This is a genomic window from Salinivibrio sp. PR932, assembly GCF_001996125.1.
Lineage (GTDB): Bacteria > Pseudomonadota > Gammaproteobacteria > Enterobacterales > Vibrionaceae > Salinivibrio > Salinivibrio proteolyticus.
Map to the genome: position 1 here is coordinate 1 of NZ_MUFM01000032.1, position 16,648 is coordinate 16,648.

16 protein-coding genes and 1 pseudogene are annotated in these 16,648 nt (G+C 50.9%); 4 read left to right on the forward strand and 13 right to left on the reverse strand.

Annotated elements, in window-relative coordinates:
- Positions 1-116: 116 nt before the first annotated feature.
- Entirely contained in the window at positions 117-953 is an 837-nt protein-coding gene (gene fghA, locus BZG84_RS13320; RefSeq protein WP_077678314.1) for an S-formylglutathione hydrolase, read from the reverse strand.
- A gap of 38 nt (positions 954-991) precedes the next feature.
- A complete protein-coding gene (locus BZG84_RS13325) occupies positions 992-2,140 on the reverse strand; it encodes an S-(hydroxymethyl)glutathione dehydrogenase/class III alcohol dehydrogenase (protein WP_069587906.1) in 1,149 nt (382 codons plus the stop codon).
- A 146-nt stretch (positions 2,141-2,286) separates the two neighbouring features.
- On the opposite strand from BZG84_RS13325, the gene BZG84_RS13330 reads away from it, so the two are divergent.
- Positions 2,287-3,180, forward strand: coding sequence for a LysR family transcriptional regulator (locus BZG84_RS13330; protein WP_077481266.1), 894 nt, complete (start codon positions 2,287-2,289; stop codon positions 3,178-3,180).
- A 76-nt stretch (positions 3,181-3,256) separates the two neighbouring features.
- Here BZG84_RS13330 and BZG84_RS13335 read toward each other — a convergent pair whose 3' ends face one another.
- The 4 genes from BZG84_RS13335 to BZG84_RS13350 form a co-directional block, all read right to left on the reverse strand.
- Positions 3,257-4,861, reverse strand: coding sequence for a methyl-accepting chemotaxis protein (locus tag BZG84_RS13335; protein WP_077678315.1), 1,605 nt, complete (start codon positions 4,859-4,861; stop codon positions 3,257-3,259).
- A 262-nt stretch (positions 4,862-5,123) separates the two neighbouring features.
- Positions 5,124-6,161 (reverse strand): DUF2955 domain-containing protein, encoded by a 1,038-nt coding sequence (locus BZG84_RS13340; protein WP_077481270.1) that lies wholly within the window; start codon positions 6,159-6,161, stop codon positions 5,124-5,126.
- Positions 6,162-6,172: 11 nt separating this feature from the next.
- Positions 6,173-7,231 carry an HlyD family secretion protein gene (locus BZG84_RS13345; protein ID WP_077481272.1) on the reverse strand — a complete coding sequence of 353 codons (1,059 nt, stop codon included), beginning with the start codon at positions 7,229-7,231 and terminating at the stop codon, positions 6,173-6,175.
- 33 nt (positions 7,232-7,264) lie between these two features.
- On the reverse strand, positions 7,265-7,726 hold the full coding sequence (locus BZG84_RS13350; RefSeq protein ID WP_077481274.1) for a MarR family winged helix-turn-helix transcriptional regulator: 462 nt from the start codon (positions 7,724-7,726) through the stop codon (positions 7,265-7,267).
- Positions 7,727-7,930: 204 nt separating this feature from the next.
- Between BZG84_RS13350 and BZG84_RS13355 the strand changes: the two genes are divergently transcribed.
- Positions 7,931-9,220, forward strand: coding sequence for an alpha/beta fold hydrolase (locus tag BZG84_RS13355; RefSeq protein WP_077678316.1), 1,290 nt, complete (start codon positions 7,931-7,933; stop codon positions 9,218-9,220).
- 331 nt (positions 9,221-9,551) lie between these two features.
- On the forward strand, positions 9,552-10,997 hold the full coding sequence (clcA, locus tag BZG84_RS13360) for a H(+)/Cl(-) exchange transporter ClcA (protein ID WP_371414251.1): 1,446 nt from the start codon (positions 9,552-9,554) through the stop codon (positions 10,995-10,997).
- On the opposite strand, the gene BZG84_RS13365 is transcribed toward clcA, so the two are convergent.
- Together BZG84_RS13365 and BZG84_RS13370 are read right to left on the reverse strand one after the other, a co-directional pair.
- Positions 10,998-11,630 carry a substrate-binding periplasmic protein gene (locus BZG84_RS13365; RefSeq protein ID WP_077481278.1) on the reverse strand — a complete coding sequence of 211 codons (633 nt, stop codon included), beginning with the start codon at positions 11,628-11,630 and terminating at the stop codon, positions 10,998-11,000.
- A gap of 146 nt (positions 11,631-11,776) precedes the next feature.
- The gene (locus tag BZG84_RS13370; protein WP_077481279.1) at positions 11,777-12,304 is read right to left on the reverse strand and encodes a TetR/AcrR family transcriptional regulator; all 528 of its coding nucleotides are present in this window, start codon (positions 12,302-12,304) and stop codon (positions 11,777-11,779) included.
- A 104-nt stretch (positions 12,305-12,408) separates the two neighbouring features.
- Between BZG84_RS13370 and BZG84_RS13375 the strand changes: the two genes are divergently transcribed.
- Positions 12,409-12,930, forward strand: a complete 522-nt coding sequence (locus BZG84_RS13375) for an HPP family protein (RefSeq protein WP_077482089.1) — start codon at positions 12,409-12,411, stop codon at positions 12,928-12,930.
- 168 nt (positions 12,931-13,098) lie between these two features.
- Here BZG84_RS13375 and BZG84_RS13380 read toward each other — a convergent pair whose 3' ends face one another.
- The 5 genes and pseudogenes from BZG84_RS13380 to BZG84_RS13395 all read right to left on the reverse strand — a co-directional run bounded on the left by BZG84_RS13380 (position 13,099) and on the right by BZG84_RS13395 (position 16,645).
- On the reverse strand, positions 13,099-14,460 hold the full coding sequence (locus tag BZG84_RS13380; protein WP_241825800.1) for a sensor histidine kinase: 1,362 nt from the start codon (positions 14,458-14,460) through the stop codon (positions 13,099-13,101).
- 64 nt (positions 14,461-14,524) lie between these two features.
- Complete coding sequence (locus tag BZG84_RS16640) at positions 14,525-14,839, reverse strand: winged helix-turn-helix domain-containing protein (RefSeq protein ID WP_415752740.1); 315 nt, start codon at positions 14,837-14,839, stop codon at positions 14,525-14,527.
- Positions 14,812-15,181, reverse strand: a pseudogene (locus BZG84_RS16645) (response regulator); the annotation flags it as partial. The pseudogene BZG84_RS16645 and the gene BZG84_RS16640, both read right to left, overlap by 28 nt.
- On the reverse strand, positions 15,178-15,822 hold the full coding sequence (locus tag BZG84_RS13390; protein ID WP_445177055.1) for a tetratricopeptide repeat protein: 645 nt from the start codon (positions 15,820-15,822) through the stop codon (positions 15,178-15,180). The pseudogene BZG84_RS16645 and the gene BZG84_RS13390, both read right to left, overlap by 4 nt.
- Complete coding sequence (locus BZG84_RS13395; RefSeq protein ID WP_077678317.1) at positions 15,809-16,645, reverse strand: SDR family oxidoreductase; 837 nt, start codon at positions 16,643-16,645, stop codon at positions 15,809-15,811. Before BZG84_RS13395 ends, BZG84_RS13390 begins: the two co-directional genes overlap by 14 nt.
- Between the last annotated feature and the right edge of the window lie 3 nt (positions 16,646-16,648).

A 16,648-nucleotide genomic window follows, 5' to 3' on the forward strand; every position in this document is an offset into this window, starting at 1 on the left:
GTATACATAATATCCTTTTACATTATAGCCAGTTATTTCAATAAGATATCATGCTTTACAATAAAAGGAGAGCAAACCACCGCATAACATGTATACGGTGGTGAGGAGCATTTACCCTAACGCGCAAAGCGAGTGGCGTGGAAGGCGAGGTGTTCATCAATAAACGTACTGATGAAAAAGTAGCTGTGGTCGTAGCCGGGTTGCATGCGCAAGGTCAGCGGGGAGTTGTGTTTCTCGGCCGCTTGTTTCAGGGCTTGCGGGTTAAGCTGCTCGGCCAAAAAGCCGTCTTTGTCGCCTTGGTCCACCAGCATCGGCATGGCGGTGGGGCCTTGGGCGAGTAACACGGTGGCATCATAGGCTTGCCATGTTTGTTCGTCATCACCTAAATAGGCGCTAAAGGCCTGTTTGCCCCACGGGCACTCGGTGGGATGACAAATGGGGCTGAACGCCGAAATGCTGCTGTAGCGTGATGGGTTACGCAAACCAATCACTAACGCGCCGTGGCCGCCCATGCTGTGTCCGGCAATTGCGCGCTGGTTGTTGACCGCAAAGTGCGATTCAATCAGCTCCGGCAGTTCGTGAGCAACGTAGTCGTACATCTGGTAGTGCGACTGCCACGGCGCTTGGGTGGCATTAACATAAAACCCCGCCCCTTGGCCGAGATCGTATTGATTGGCGTCGGCTACGCCCTCGCCGCGCGGGCTGGTGTCTGGCGCCACAATCGCCATGCCCAAGGTGGCGGCTTGTTTAAAGGCGCCGGCCTTTTGCATAAAGTTTTCGTCGGTGCAGGTTAGGCCCGAGAGCCAATAAAGCACCGGCACGGGTTGTTTTTTCGCTTTTTCGGGCAAAAAGATCGCAAAGGTCATTTTGCCGTTGGTGGCTTTAGAATCATGCTGCCAACGTTGGTGCCAACCGCCCGCGACTTTGTTTTCGCTTATTTTTTCTAGTTGCATGGTTATTTTACCGCCGCGTTGCCACGGCGGCCGTCCTGTTATTTATCCATGTGGATCACGCTGCGAATGCTTTTGCCTTCGTGCATCAGGTCAAAGGCACGGTTCACTTCATCAAGGCCCATGGTGTAGCTGATAAATTCTTGTAGACCAAACTCACCATCGAGGTAACGCTCGACAATGCCGGGCAGCTCTGAGCGGCCTTTAACGCCACCAAACGCCGAGCCTTTCCAGACGCGTCCTGTCACCAACTGGAACGGACGGGTCGAGATCTCTTGGCCTGCGCCGGCAACCCCAATGATCACTGACTCGCCCCAGCCTTTGTGGCAGCATTCCAGCGCTTGGCGCATCACATCGACATTGCCGATACATTCGAACGAGTAATCGACGCCGCCGTCGGTCATCTCCACAATCACTTGCTGGATTGGCTGATCGTAGTCTTTTGGGTTAATCACATCAGTGGCGCCCAGCTGCTTGGCAAGGGTGAACTTGCTCTCATTGATATCAATGCCGATGATGCGACTCGCGCCTGCCATACGCGCGCCAATCACCGCGGATAGGCCAATACCGCCTAAACCGAAAATCGCCACCGTGTCGCCTTTTTCTACTTTGGCGGTATTCATCACCGCGCCCATGCCAGTGGTCACGCCACAGCCAAGCAAGCAAACTTCTTCGAGCGGTGCGGCTTTGCTCACTTTCGCCAATGAGATTTCTGGCAGTACCGTGTATTCCGAGAAGGTCGAGCAGCCCATGTAGTGGAAAATGGTCTCGCCGTTGATAGAAAAGCGCGACGTGCCGTCTGGCATCAGGCCTTTGCCTTGGGTCTCACGCACTGCGCCACACAGGTTGGTTTTGCCTGAGCGGCAGAATTTACACTCACCACATTCTGCGGTGTAAAGCGGAATCACATGGTCGCCGACTTCTACGCTGGTCACGCCCTCGCCAACCATTTCGACGATCCCGCCGCCTTCGTGGCCGAGAATGGAAGGAAATACCCCTTCAGGGTCGTCACCCGATAAGGTGAACGCATCGGTATGGCACACACCGGTGGCAACGATTCTGACCAACACCTCGCCCGGCTTGGGCAGTTCAACGTCGACCTCTTCCATTTTCAGTGGTTGGCCCGGCCCCCATGCGACGGCGGCTTTGGATTTAATGTGGGTTTGTCCCGGCTTGATGGTTAGTGCCATTGCAGAATCCTTTTGAGTTCAAGGGAGTAATTCGTATCACGCTATACTAGCTAAGTTGCTTTTCGTTATAATCCAGCAAAATTGAAAATTATTATTTCACTAACGTAATAATACATTGTCCGATAATATAGACAGGWTAGACAGTCATGGCGCCGCATTGGGAAGGATTAAACGAATTTTTAGCGGTGGCTGAGCACGGCAGTTTTACTCAGGCGGCTTATAAGCTCGATACCAATGTGGTGGCGGTAAGCCGACGAGTTGCGGCGCTGGAAGCCCATTTGGGGGTGAAGCTTTTTCATCGTACCACCCGTAAAGTCACACTAACGGATGAAGGCGAGCACTATTATCAACGTTGCCGTCCGCTGATGGCCGCCTTGCAAGAGGCCGAGCAAACCATTACCCAATCGCAAGCGCTTCCCACCGGATTAGTGCGGGTGACGGCGCCAGTGAATTTTGGCGAACAATATATCGCTCCCCTGCTGGCCCCCTTCTTGCGGCAATATCCTCATGTGTCGGTGGACTTGCATCTAACTAATCGTCGAATTGATTTAATTGAAACTGGCACCGATGTGGCGATCCGTATTGGTCATCTCGCGGATTCCAGTTTGAAAGCGAAGCGCTTGGGTTCTCGACGGCTCTCCATTTGTGCCAGCCCAGCGTATTTGGCAGCACACGGCCGGCCGCAGACGCCAAGCGAACTCAATCGCCATGTTTGTTTGGTCGGCTCCAACGAGCACTGGCATTATCAAGCGGGCAATAAAGTCCGCACCCTCACGGTTTCGGGGCGGCTGCGCTGTAATTCTGGCGTGGCGTTACTCGAGGCGGCCAAGCAAGGTATTGGCCTCGCGCAGCTGCCGCATTATTACGTGCAAGAGGCATTAGCCGAGGGAACATTAGAAGAAGTATTGGTAGATTATCGGATAGAAGAAGAAGGTATTTGGGCGCTTTATCCACGCGGACGTCAGCTTCAGCCCAAAGTAGCGGCGTTATTGACCTATTTAGCTCAACACTTGCCCACTCAACCCGCCCCTGATTTTTAACCGACATTTTGGAACCCGCTAAAAAAATCGCCAGCACAAGGCTGGCGATCGGCTCACGGTGTTCAAAAACGGTCGATTAGTCACGCGACGCGCGCAATGACGTGTCCGCTTTGTTAATCGCTGAGACTTTAAACGCGCCCACATAGTGATCGAGGGTGCGTGCGAGCCCTGCTAAATCTTGGCTACTCGCTTCTAGGCTATGGCTATCATCCAACCCGGCTTGCGCCGCTTGGTTAACCGTATCCATGTTGACGTTAATTTCATTGGCTACGCTTGATTGCTCTTCGGTCGCCGTTGCCACATGGGTGTTCATATCCAAGATGGTGCTCACTTGCATCGCGATGCTTTCCAGCGCCGTCAGTGCTTGCTCGGTCGCGCGGTTCCCTTCGTTGGTCAGGGCTTTGCTGGTGTCCATCGCCTCAACCGCGTTTTTCGCTTCTTGCTGAAGCTGATCAATGGTCGATTGAATTTCTTCGGTCGATTGCGACGTTTTAGTCGCCAGACTGCGCACTTCATCCGCCACTACCGCAAAGCCACGTCCGGCTTCGCCAGCGCGTGCTGCTTCAATCGCTGCGTTCAAGGCAAGCAAGTTCGTTTGCTCTGAGATGCCACGTATCACGTCCAAAATGGAGACAATCGACTGGGTGCGATCGGCCAGCGAGGTGATCACCGTCGACATGTTGTCCATCTCGGTGTCGAGTTGGTTGATGGTCTGGGTCGCTTCGGTCAAGGTTTGCTTACCGGCTTCGGTTTCGCTGTTGGCTGACGAAGCTGAATCTGCCGCATTCGACGCGCTTTGCGAAATTTCGTTGATGGTGGCGATCATCTCATTCATCGAGGTCACGACCAGCAGCGCTTGCTCGCTTTGTGATTCACCACGTTTTAGCGATTGCGCGGCTTTATCGCGCAGCGACTCGGCTGAACGGCCAAGCTCTTCACCGGTTTCCACCACATGCGCGATGATTTGGTCGATTTTTTCTACGAAGGTGTTAAAAGCCACCGAAATACGGGTGATCTCGTTGTTGCCAGTGACAGGCAAGCGCACAGTCAGGTCACCGTCTCCTTTCGAGATATCCGCCAGCGCGTGCTCAAGGCCTTTAAGCGGCGCGAACAGTCGGCCCAATAGCCATACCAGCACGAGGGTACAGGCAATAAAAATCAAGCCAATCGCGGTCAGCTGCGCAATCGCAATGTCATTGGCCGCGCTATCCACTTCTGTAATTGGGATCCCTACATCAAACGCGCCCCACAGGCGGCCATCGACGTAGATGGGCATCATGATGTCGTACACCCATACATCTTGCACATCAGCGTACCAGCGTGAATGCTGCGGTTGGCCTTGGCTGGCCCCCGCCACTGTGTAGCTGTCGGTGTAGACTTTGCCTAGTTTCTGCGTATCACTGTGGGCAATGGCTTTGACGTTTTTATCAATGACGACGGCATAGCTGATGTCACTGCGTACTTTGAGACCGCTGACCATCTCCTGTAAATCGTCGGTTGGCGTTGACGAGTTCGACAGAATGTATTCGGCGCGATCCGCAAGCAGCTCTGCCTGCGCTTTGGAGCGCTTGAGAATGATGTGGTCGATTTCATCGTGTGAGATAAAAGTTGTGGCGGTGATGCTGGCAATTGCCGCCACTGCAAACATGGCACACACCACAATTAAGATCAGTTTTTTCACTACGCTACCTTACTGGCAATGGGAGGGGCGGAAACCGTCAACGTCGGCGTGCAATAAGCCGGTAGCCTAATTCGGCCAAAAGGGGCGAGAGACGGCTGACTTCCTCTCTGTACATGGATGTCAGCGCAAATAATAGCGACAGCGTAACTGATAAACAAGTTACGCCTCGCAAAAGTCAAATAATCATGCGCGGTTACGCACAAAATCATATCGCTCGCATTGACGATGAGAAGCCATACCGTTCGCCAATTTTTCTGACATTTTAGGCGGTCCCAAATCGCGTGGCAGGAAAGTAATTAAGCAGTTTGTGGAGCGCAAAACACAGCATTAAGGTGATCACTATCGCCACAATATTGCTGCTCACGCGGTAAAGCGCATCATACATAAAATCTTGGCTGGGACTTAAGTATTGCCCAAACAGGATCCCCAAGGTGGCCATCGCGCCAAATCCGACCCCTGATCCACTGGCTTCTTTCACATGAGCTTTGGCGAATAAAAGCGTCCCTATCCACAAAAGCGGCGCGACCAAGATCAACACCCCAAACCAGTCATACAGTATTGCTTGGCATGCTACCCCATACGCGACGCCAAGCACCGTGCCTACCGCGCGTTTTCGCGCATAACTTAAGGTGCCGTTCCAGTGCATGGGAAACAGCAATAACACAGTCGTGGCCTGCGCTGAAATGGAGTCGCGCAAATCAAACAGCTGAAAGACCACAAAGGAAATGGTCGCTAACGAGGCTCCCATTAATGCCTCGTGGCGCATACGGTGAGTCTGCTTGCCTCCCGCGGGCATGGCAGGCGGCTGACGTTCAGTCACATCCGGGATCAACCATGTTACTAAGTAGGCGATCAATACCGAGAGGATATTGGCCCCTAAGTTACCAAAAACGAGCGTGTTAAGTGGCAAGTCTGGATAGCTGGCAAAATGCAGCATAATGCTCAGGCTCAACACACTGTTGGCACCAAACAGAAAAAAGCGCCCTTTAGACATGCACGCAAATTTATAGGTAAACAACACAAAGACGAGCGGTGTCATCAGCCCTGGATGCGCCCCCAATAAGCCTCCGAGCACACCCACTTCTAAACCACTGATCACCGCGGAGGCAAGCAATTGGCGCGCCGCGCGACCGTTCATCACTGGGACTAAGCCCAGCAGTAGCATGGGGGTAACGGTAAAAAACACCCCAAAGCTACAATCAAAAAACTTGCATACCGTAAAGCCTACTGTGGCGCCGGTGGCAATCCGCAAACACTGGCGCACATCGTTATCACTTAAGGGGTGATGCCATAAAGCCATCGCTCACCTCCCTAGTAGATGTAGTGCAGCAGGCTTAAAAAGCCGACCTGGGCACTGGCGAATACTTCTCCAACCCAGCTGTCTGGCATAAGTTGCACCGTGGCACGGGCACCGGTCGGTAGCGCATGAGAGGGCCATTCATCGAGTTGAATGTGCAAACGCATCCGCTGCGCATCACGCACCCAACGGTTGGAATTAGACGGTGACGCCAGTTGTCCGTTAGCATCGATCTGTCCAGCACTGACGCCCGCATCCACGCTACTCACGTGTCCCGCGTAAAGCTTGCCCGGCTCACTATCAAACGCCACCTTCACCGGCGTGCCAGTGTGCACATCACGGACACTTTTTTCACGAAAATCGGCAATCACATCGGTGCGATCAGACACCAAGGCCATCAATGGCTGACCAGCACTGGCATAGGCTCCCACGTCCAATTGCAGGTTGGTGACGACGCCGTCATGGCTGGCTTTTACTGTGGTGTAGGATTGATTCAATTGTGCTTTCTTTAATTTGCTCAATGCCACCTGTTCGGCAATGTTGCTGGCACCGTCACCACCCCGTTGAATTTGAAGCGCACTGACGCGTGCCTTGGCCGCTTCCCATTTCGCGCGGGCGGTATTAGCCGCACTGATTGCATCATCACGCTGCTGCTGTGATACACCATTTTTGGCAAACAAAGCCGTTAAGCGTTTCGCTTCGCGCACTTTTTGCTCCATCACCGACGCCAAGGCCGAAACATCTTGCCGCGCCGCCATCAATGACGCATCTAACTGAGTATTGGTTTGTCTGGCTTGAGCTAAGGAGAGTTTGGCTTGGTCGACCGCAATCCGATACGGGGTATCATCAATTTGGAACAACACATCCCCTTGATGCACGCCTTGGTTGTTTTCTACCGCCAAAGCACTGACCGGCCCGCTCACCTGTGGAGCGACTTTGGTCACGGTGCGTGTCACCATGGCATGAGGCGTTAGTGGCATCACGTTATCTGCCAGCAAAAAATAGCCAAAGAGCAACACAAAACTGAGAGCAGCTACTTTTACCCAACGCGCAAATTTTTCATCTGGTGTCATTCGTACTTCTTACCTCTGTTATTGTTCTATGCCTTAGTCATCTTTTGTGGTGGCGGTATAGTCCATCGCATTTTGATTGATGGTGACCAACACCCGCTCTAAGGCGTCAAAGTCTTCGGCGTCAATGCCTGCGAGCAGATGCTTACGTACCCGCAACACTCGCGCTTCAATACGGGTCATCAATTCACACCCGCTGTCAGTGACGTGTACCGTTCGGGTGCGCTTGTCTTCTGGCGAGCAGCGCCGTGTGATCAGCCCCTGCGTTTCAAGGTGCTTTAAGGTCCGCATCAACGAGCCCAGCTCAATTTCGAGCGCCTGCGCCAGTTCACTTTGACTGATGCCGTCTCCCAACCGACGCAGCATCCACAGCGCACTCCAGCGCGGATAACTCAGCCCCAATGGCGCCAGTTCAGAATCAGCAACACGCCGCCACAATCGCGCCGTGCGTCCTAAATGTTCAGCAATCGACATGTGTTCAGGATGTGACGATGTCATACGTTTTCTCCCTCAACCGTGAAATTACTTAGCCTGCTAAGTAATAAGTAGCCGCCACTATAAAATAGTTAGCAGGCTAAGTAAATAGAAAAGTGATTTGTGTCACATAACTATGGCGAATTGCTGGCGCGATAGCCGCTCGCCGCCGTTGGTCAACTCTGGTAATCTAGCGCGCGTCATCGTTTTGTTTGTAAAGGAATTACCATGCAAGAGCTCTGGGATCGCCATATTCGTTATCGCAGCCATCGCATTGATGTGCCGCTGGATCATCATGACGCCGCCAGCCCATCGATTTCGCTTTTCGCCCGTGAAGTGGTTGATACGCGCAAAACTGAACAAGATTTACCGTGGTTAGTGTATTTTCAAGGCGGGCCAGGGTTTGAGTCTCCTCGTCCGAATGGGGCAAGCGGCTGGCTAAAACGTGCCTTAAACGATTACCGCGTACTGTTACTTGACCAACGCGGCACGGGCTTAAGCTCGCCGGTAAATCACCAAACACTTGCCCACCTCACGCCTGCCGAGCAAGCGGCGTATCTGAGCCATTTTCGGGCCGACAGCATCGTGAAAGACGCCGAGTGTTTACGCGAAGCGTTAGGCATCAAGCAATGGGCGATCCTCGGACAAAGCTTTGGTGGGTTCTGTGCCCTCACCTATTTGTCATTCTTTCCACAATCGCTATCACGCGCCTTTGTCACCGGCGGTATCCCGCCGCTCGAGGGGCACGCCGATGCGGTGTATCAAAAAACCTATCAGCGTGTGGAAGACAAGAACCAGCAGTTTTTCGCCCAATTCCCCGATGCACAAGCCCGCTGTCACGAGATTGCCCAGTATTTGCAAAACAATGCGGTGACGCTGCCAAACGGTCAGCCGTTTACCGTTGAGCAATTTCAAACACTGGGACTGAATCTCGGTCGCGGCCATGCCGGGCTACCGCTGTATTACCTACTGGAGCGAGCCTTTATCGAGGTGAATGGTGAGCGTGCCTTAAGCTATCCGTTCTTAAATGCGATGCAAGCTGACCAAGGATATTTGACCAACCCGTTTTACGCTATTTTGCATGAATCGATTTACTGCCAGCAGCAGGCATCGCAGTGGTCAGCCCATCGAGTGCGCGATCAATTCCCGCAATTCCACTATCAGCCCGATCAGCCGTTCCGGTTTACCGGCGAAATGGTTTACCCGTGGATGTTTGATCAACTGGCTACCCTTAAACCGCTCAAAGACGCCGCCATGTTGCTGGCGGAAAAGAGCGATTGGCCGGCGCTTTATGATCTCGACGTACTCAAGCGCAATACGGTGCCGCTCGCCTGTGCCACCTATGTGGATGATATGTTTGTTGAGTTCGATTATTCCCGCCAAACCTTGGCGCAGATTGCCAACAGCCAAGCGTGGATGACTAACGAGTACGAGCACAATGGCATTGGCGTCGATGGTGAACGTATTTTGGATCGCTTAATAAACATCGGCGATAGCCTTGCCGCTCGCCAAGGCTAGTGACTCTCCGCTGCGTATCGCTCCAACAGAGTGCTGTCGCAGCGGAAATTTTCACCACTGCAAACTGTGATCTAACTCAAATCAAAAAAACCACGCTCAACACGTGTTACGCTCTTTGTCAGTACCGATTGAACTCGGGAAAATGCGATAAAAATCGCCCGCTCGCCTTCAAGGCAGCCTGACTGATCAGCGTAGACTACGCCCCCACCAGCCCAGACTAGCCAAGTAGGCACACTGGCTAACGATGCTTGCATGTTATGCTAATTGGCGTAGTATTATTGCGTTTCCTCGGGTTACAGGACGTATCCCAGCACGGTGTAGGCTCAGGAGCATGAGACCCTCACTTCATCGTCGTTTTTTCTTCTTAACCTTTGCGTTCACATTGATGAAAATTGTAAGTAAATCAAGCAAGAAAAGGGCAGTATTTTATAAATCTAGCGTTTTTTTCGATAAGCTGTGGTCACGCGATAAAACGCCCGTTTCCGTCTTATTGTTAGCGGTTGTTATTGGCCTGCTCGCGGGTATTGTGGTCACCTTCTTTGAACTCGCGATTCACTCTCTTTCTCAAACACGTACCGAGTGGCTCGATAGCAATATCACCTCAATGATTCCATTGGGATTACTCGCCTTTCTGATCAGTGCGGGCCTTGCCTTAATTGGCTATTGGCTGGTGCACAGATTTGCGCCTGAAGCGGCGGGTTCGGGTATTCCTGAAGTAGAAGGCGCCATGGAAGGTATTCGTCCCACACGATGGTGGCGGGTAATCCCAGTGAAATTTTTTGGTGGTTTGGGCGCGCTAGGCTCAGGAATGATTTTGGGCCGAGAAGGGCCGAGTGTCCAAATCGGTGCCAATATCGGCCGGATGGTGACCGACACCTTCCGCATCCACGACCGTAACACCAATCAAACTCTACTCGCATCAGGTGCCGCAGCGGGCTTAGCCGCCGCGTTTAATGCCCCACTTGCAGCGATCATGTTTGTGGTTGAAGAAATGCGGCCGCAGTTTCGTTATACCCTCATTTCCATTAAAGCGGTGATCATTGCGGCAATCATTGCTGACATTGTGTTTCGCTATATCAATGGCCAAGACGCTGTCATCGTGTTACCTCAATACGAGACACCGCCACTGATTTCATTGTGGTTCTTCTTAGCGTTGGGGTGCTGTTTTGGTGTGTTTGGAGTGATTTTTAACTTCCTGATCATGCGCTTTCAAGATTACTTTCAACGCTTGTATCAAAACAGCCAAAAGCGCGTGTTGATTGTGGGGTCGACCTTGGGGGGGATATTTGGTCTACTGCTGGTGTATGCGCCTGAACTCACGCACGGCGGCATTAACCTTGTCCCTGATTTTGTTACGCTTAACTATTCAATTAGTGCACTGCTGTTTATTTTTATGGCACGCACACTGCTGACAGTCATCTGCTTTGGTTCCGGCGCACCGGGCGGCATTTTCGCTCCCATGCTTGCCCTTGGCACCTTGCTGGGAACCGTCTTCGGTTTGATGATTGCAAATCTCTACCCTGACATGGGCATTGAACCGGGCATGTTTGCGATTGCGGGAATGGGCGCTCTGTTCGCCGCGACCGTGCGCGCGCCGATTACCGGTATTTTGTTGGTGATTGAGATGACCAACAATTACTACCTAATCTTACCGCTGATTATCACCACGCTGGGTGCCACACTGTTTGCGCAATTGCTGGGTGGCCAACCTATTTATACCGAGCTGTTACGCCGAAAAGTACGGCAGCAAAAGTTGCAGGTTGAGCAGCAGCCATAATCATAATCCATGTTTGGCAAGGATAGCGGCAGTCGTGCCGTTATCTCTCATGTCTCTTAATACCGTATTAAGTGGTGTGATTAGTCGCTGATGACGTTGATGCAAGACGAGAAAAACCTCGAAAGTCTCAACCGGTTTTTCTCCTATTCGTACATCAGTAAATTGCTCTTTCTCGATAATACTTCGAATACCGCCGTAGCCTATCATCGCTTGAACTCGCTGACTATTAACCATATTCAGTGCATCGCGTTCTGTTCTAGCGCGAATAAGCTGCCATTGATAGCGTTTTGCGATTTCTACATTAACCTGATCACCAATAACTCCCACGACATATTGGTAATCTTCTGGCTTTAAAACATGTGTGTGTCCAAATAGATAATAATTAATCGACATGAGTGGCTCTTCTGGATACAGCGCTTCGGGAATATCTTGATAGACAAGTCGTGTCCGGCCAAAGTCCGCATCGATAATCCCTTTGGCTAGGGCGTTTTCGGACCGTGCTAGTGGCATTTCCATCCATGTCAGTACAATACGCTCATCAATGGCAGTGAATGCATGCTCTACAATCGCTTTAGTCGCCAAAGAAACAGAGTCACTGGCGTCACGATAAGCAATCGTTAGTGTATTTGCCATGACACACAACGGTAACCAACAAACGACAAATATCCATCCGTTTTTCACATTACCACTCCAAGAGTCCACATCCCTTTAGAGATTAGAAGAGCTCCAGCGTATCGTCTATGCGCTTGCTAGTGACGTTGTCACTTTTAGATTTATTCCTAGGGTCTTATTAAGCTTCGTAACATGGTAAGACATAACTCACGGTCGGGGAGCGCATCAAATTCAGCCCTTACGATTAGCCCTTCCAACAGCGTCATCACCGCATCAGCAACCGCCTTTGAACCAACAATCTGTTCAATTAAACCGTAAATTTTGTCTTTGTGCGCTTTAGCAATCTCTACAATTTGGCTGTCTGTATTGCTCTTAAATTCGCCAATTGCGTGCATAAACATACAGCCTTTAAAGTCGTCTTGTTTAAACCACGCCAGATGCCAATCGAGGAGCGCCGCCAATTGGGCGTCTTTATCCTGATGCGCATCAATAGCCTGCTGCAGTCCCTGCTCAAATCTTGTATGACGCGCTTGCAGCACAGCCTCAATCAAGGCCGATTTAGCGCCAAAGTGACGGTACATCGATGTCTTTGAGACCGCGGCTTCATCACGGATTTTGTCGACGCCCACCGCGGTGTAACCAAACTGATTAAATAACGACTCGGCTACCGCCAAGATGTGATCGCGCTTACTCATGATGCTCTCCAAAAAAAAGACTTGCTATGAAGTGTACCGATCTGTACTCTTTAAAACAACGTGTACAGATCGGTACACTTCACTCAACCATTGAAGGAACGACCATGAAACGACTAAAAGGTGGCGGTGCGTTACCGCCTAAACCAACTTGGATTCAACTGACAAAAGGCTTGCTGGGTGGATTTTTTGGTATTCTTACCTTAACCGTGCTGAACCAAACCACTGGCGTGCCATGGCTGATGGCTCCCTTTGGCGCAACCTGTGTGATTTTATTTGCAGCCCCTCAGTCGCCGCTCGCGCAACCGAGAAATGTGATTGTGGGTCACTTACTGACCGCCAGTGTTGGATTGGCGATGCTGTATGGCGTGGGAAATGAAAGCTGGATGATCGCACTAGCAGTGGGCCTTGCGATTATGCTGATGCAAGCCTGCCGTGCCGTCCATCCACCAGCAGGAGCAAATCCACTGGTAATCATGCTAGCAGGGACTCAAGTGGTAGGCATCGATTATTTGTTTACGCCCGTGCTCGCAGGCAGTGTCGCACTGGTAACCATTGCGGCGGTGATCAATAACCTCGGTGAACCGCACCATTGGCCTGTGTATTGGCATGGGATCAAGAGGGGCTAAGCGAGAGCCTTTGTAATTTCAATCAGTCAGAACTTAGTAAAACAGGCGCGGTCAGATCGCGCCTGTTTTTTGGTCAGCCCCGTATCATCCCGCGAACACTAACCAAGCGCCAATTACAAAGAAGGACCAAGCTTGGCTAGGGTGAAACTCGCACTACCCGAATTCAATTCACGTATTTCCGCGCTCAGAGACCATTGGAAAAGTCACCGTAAAACCATTGCCATAGTCAGAAAAGTACGGGCTTTGAATCATAATACTCGCGTGATGCTGTTCCACAATGTCTTTGACAATCGACATTCCCAACCCCGCCCCATCACCTTTCTCGGTATGACCGCGGAAGAATTTATCAAAAATACGGCTCTTAATTTCGTCCGATATCGCGTAGCCAGAATCAATCACTTCCACCACGACGGTATTGGCTGAGTGGCTGGTGATCACACTGATAGATGCGCCTTTTCCTGCATAGCGAATGGCATTATCAATCAGGTTAGTAAATAACACTGACAACATCACAGGATGGCCTTTGACCCACAGGCTCTCTTGCCCTTCAAGCTCTATTGACTGTTGTTGTGTCAATGCCATCGGTGCGAGCGCAGCAATTTGTTCTCGCAACAATGGAACAATATCTACCTGCGTGACTTCGGTATTTTTTTGCTGCTCCACCCGCGAAAGCATGAGCAACTGTTGGATAACACGATCAGTTCGATCGATGCCATTCAGAATATTGGTCAAGTCATTATCACGTTCCGCTTCTGTGGTCGCAGACAAGGCGTTTTCTGCATTGAGTCGCAGTACCGCGAGGGGGGTTTTTAACTCGTGTGCCGCAGTGCTGACCAAACGCTTTTCACGCACCCAGGCATTATTCAACTGAGAAAACAAATAATTGATCTGCTTGACGAGTGGTGAGAGTTCAACCGTGGGTTGTGAGACATGAATATGATCGAGATTATCAACACTGCGCGCAGCGATCGTCTCTTTTAATTCACCTAGCGGCCTAAATGCGCGGCTAACTAACACCACAACAATAACCGCTAAAAGTGGGATCAATAGGAGCTGGGGTAAGCCAATGGTCAACGAGACTTCTGTCATCAACTCTTGGCGAATCGCCTCTTTTTCCGCCACCAGCAGACTCGCTTGCCGTTTGTCCGGCAGTGTGAATACTAATAGGAAGGTGCGCCACTGTTCACCTGCTGCGGTAACCATATCAAATCCGGGGTTGTCCGATGTCCCTATCCATTGCGCCGGTGCGTTCGGACTTTTGGCAACTAATGCATCGCTAACGCGGTACTGAAAAAACAAATTATCTTCGTAGGGGTGGCCAAATGGTGTGGTCGTATCGTCATCTTTTGCGTTGGCAGTGATCGCGTTTAACCAATGGGTATAGCTTTGTGTAAAGTTATCTGGCGGCTGATCTCCCCAGCTCATTACCGACAGCGCCAACGTTTTTGCCGATTGCCCCAGTCGCGCGTCATAGACTTCATTAATTTCATGACGAGCTTCGCTATACACCAGCAGCCAAGAGACAAACATTAACACCCCCACCACACACACAGTGCTGAATGTAAGATGGCGTTTTATTGAATGTGGGCGCTGTTTATTTCTCAATGATATACCCAACCCCACGAATGTTTTGAATCAAGGTTCCACCCGTTTTTTTGCGTAAATTGTGAATATGGACTTCAATGGCATTCGGACTAATTCCCTCATCCATACCATGAAGTGCTTGTTGAAGTTGATCTTTGCTCATTACTCGGCCAGCATGTGCCATCAGTGTGGATAACAGTTTGAACTCGTTAGGAGTTAACCGAATAGGTGCACCCTTCATCTCCACTTCACCCGTTGCCATCGACAAGGTCACGCCATGGCATGACATCGTGGTATCGGCATAACCGGAAATACGCCGAATCATGACGCGCAGACGTGCCAATAGCTCTTCGAGCGCAAAAGGTTTGATCATGTAGTCATCGGCTCCACCATCTAACCCTTTCACACGGTCATCAATGTCATCGCGTGCTGTCAAAATCATCACAGGGATATCGCTATGTTTGCGGCGAATTTTACGCAACACATGAAGCCCATCAGTGTCTGGCAAGGTTAAGTCTAGAATGATAGCGGTAAAACTTTCGGTATTTAACAACGCATCCACACCACCTCCTCGCTGCAACCAATCAACGGTATAGCCGTGACGCTGCAGCGACGCCACCATGGACTCCCCTAGCATGCAATCATCTTCGACGAGTAACAGCCTCATTGCTGATTAAGCTCCTTCAGTTTTTGGATAATTTCTTGTTGGCGTCCTTGGTCAGCGAGAGGGCGGTCTGACCGCGAAGGGGCTTGTTGTGCATGCTTCAAGAATGCTACAGCGAGATTTGTTTTTCCGGTATCCGCTAGAAATTCGCCATAAAAATAATTCGAATCGATGCCGTCTGGGTTGATCGCAAGTGCTTTTTTAAACAGCTCAGCAGCCTTATCGTCATCACCAAATGCGAGTGGCCAGCCCGGCACTTTGTGGTACAACGTCGCGAGGCTCGTTAGGGCCGAACCGTCCAGCGTTTCCGGCGCCTGTGTTATCACATCTTCGAGTAGAATTTTTGCATCCTTGACCAAGCCTAATGCTCCCATGCCACCATCAACCCCGGCTAACGAGCTCTTATTGATAGCAAGCCATATTTTCAGATCATGACGCGCTGGTTGGGCAAGAAGTGCAATTTGCGTATCATCGATTAAACGGTCGAAACACGCCACTTTGTCATCACTGCTTTCGATAGTGTAGTTACATTGTGCCCAGCGCGTCTGGATCTTAGCCAAGATAGGGTCGGCCAGCACTGTCGCACTAATCAAAGAACAACTGAGTGCCCATACGGTAATATAAAATGATTTACGAATAGTCATGCTGTGACTCCTCTACAACTGGCAAGCCTTGCGGCGTATTAGCGTGAAAATCAATGATGTCTTTTTGTTTTGCGATTCCATGACCCACTAACGATGGAAAAAGTTGGTTCAGACGAACAAACAGTTTTTCGGGCCACCCGAGCCACACCGCAAAGCAACGCTTTTCGATGGCGCGCACAATGTGATTCGCTACCCACTCAGGTGAGTCCACATGATTTCGCAATTGCTTATTCATCGCCGTTGCACGTGCATCATTTAACGCCGTTTTGGTGGCTCGAGGCGCGATATAAATGGCACACTGCTGACTGTCATATAACTCCCGATTTAACGCTTCGGTAAAGCGATACAGGCCTGATTTAGTCGCACCGTAATTGGCATATCCGGGAAAACCGATACCAGCAAAGGTTGAGCCAATGTTGGCAATGAGACCTGTCGGTGCGAGCCACGTGAGTGCATGTTTGCAAAGCAAAATGGGGGCAGTTAGATTGATGGCTATTTCATGTTCAACACTGTCATCTGCGCGCATGGATAGATAATTAAAACAATTTACCCCCGCATTATTGATCAGTATTTCTATTGGCGTACCTTGCTGACCCAGCCATCGTGCATGCTGATTCACCTTGTCTCTGCCTTCTGCTGTACCAATATCTGCTTCGATGATCTGATGATGCTCGCCATTCATAAGCTGGTTTTTGAGATCATGCAACGCAGTGAGATGGCGGCCGACGAGCACAAGTATTGCGCCTTTTTTTGCCAGTACATCAGCCAGTGCTCGGCCAATGCCTCCTGTCGCTCCTGTTAGCAATATAATTGTGTTTTTCATTAC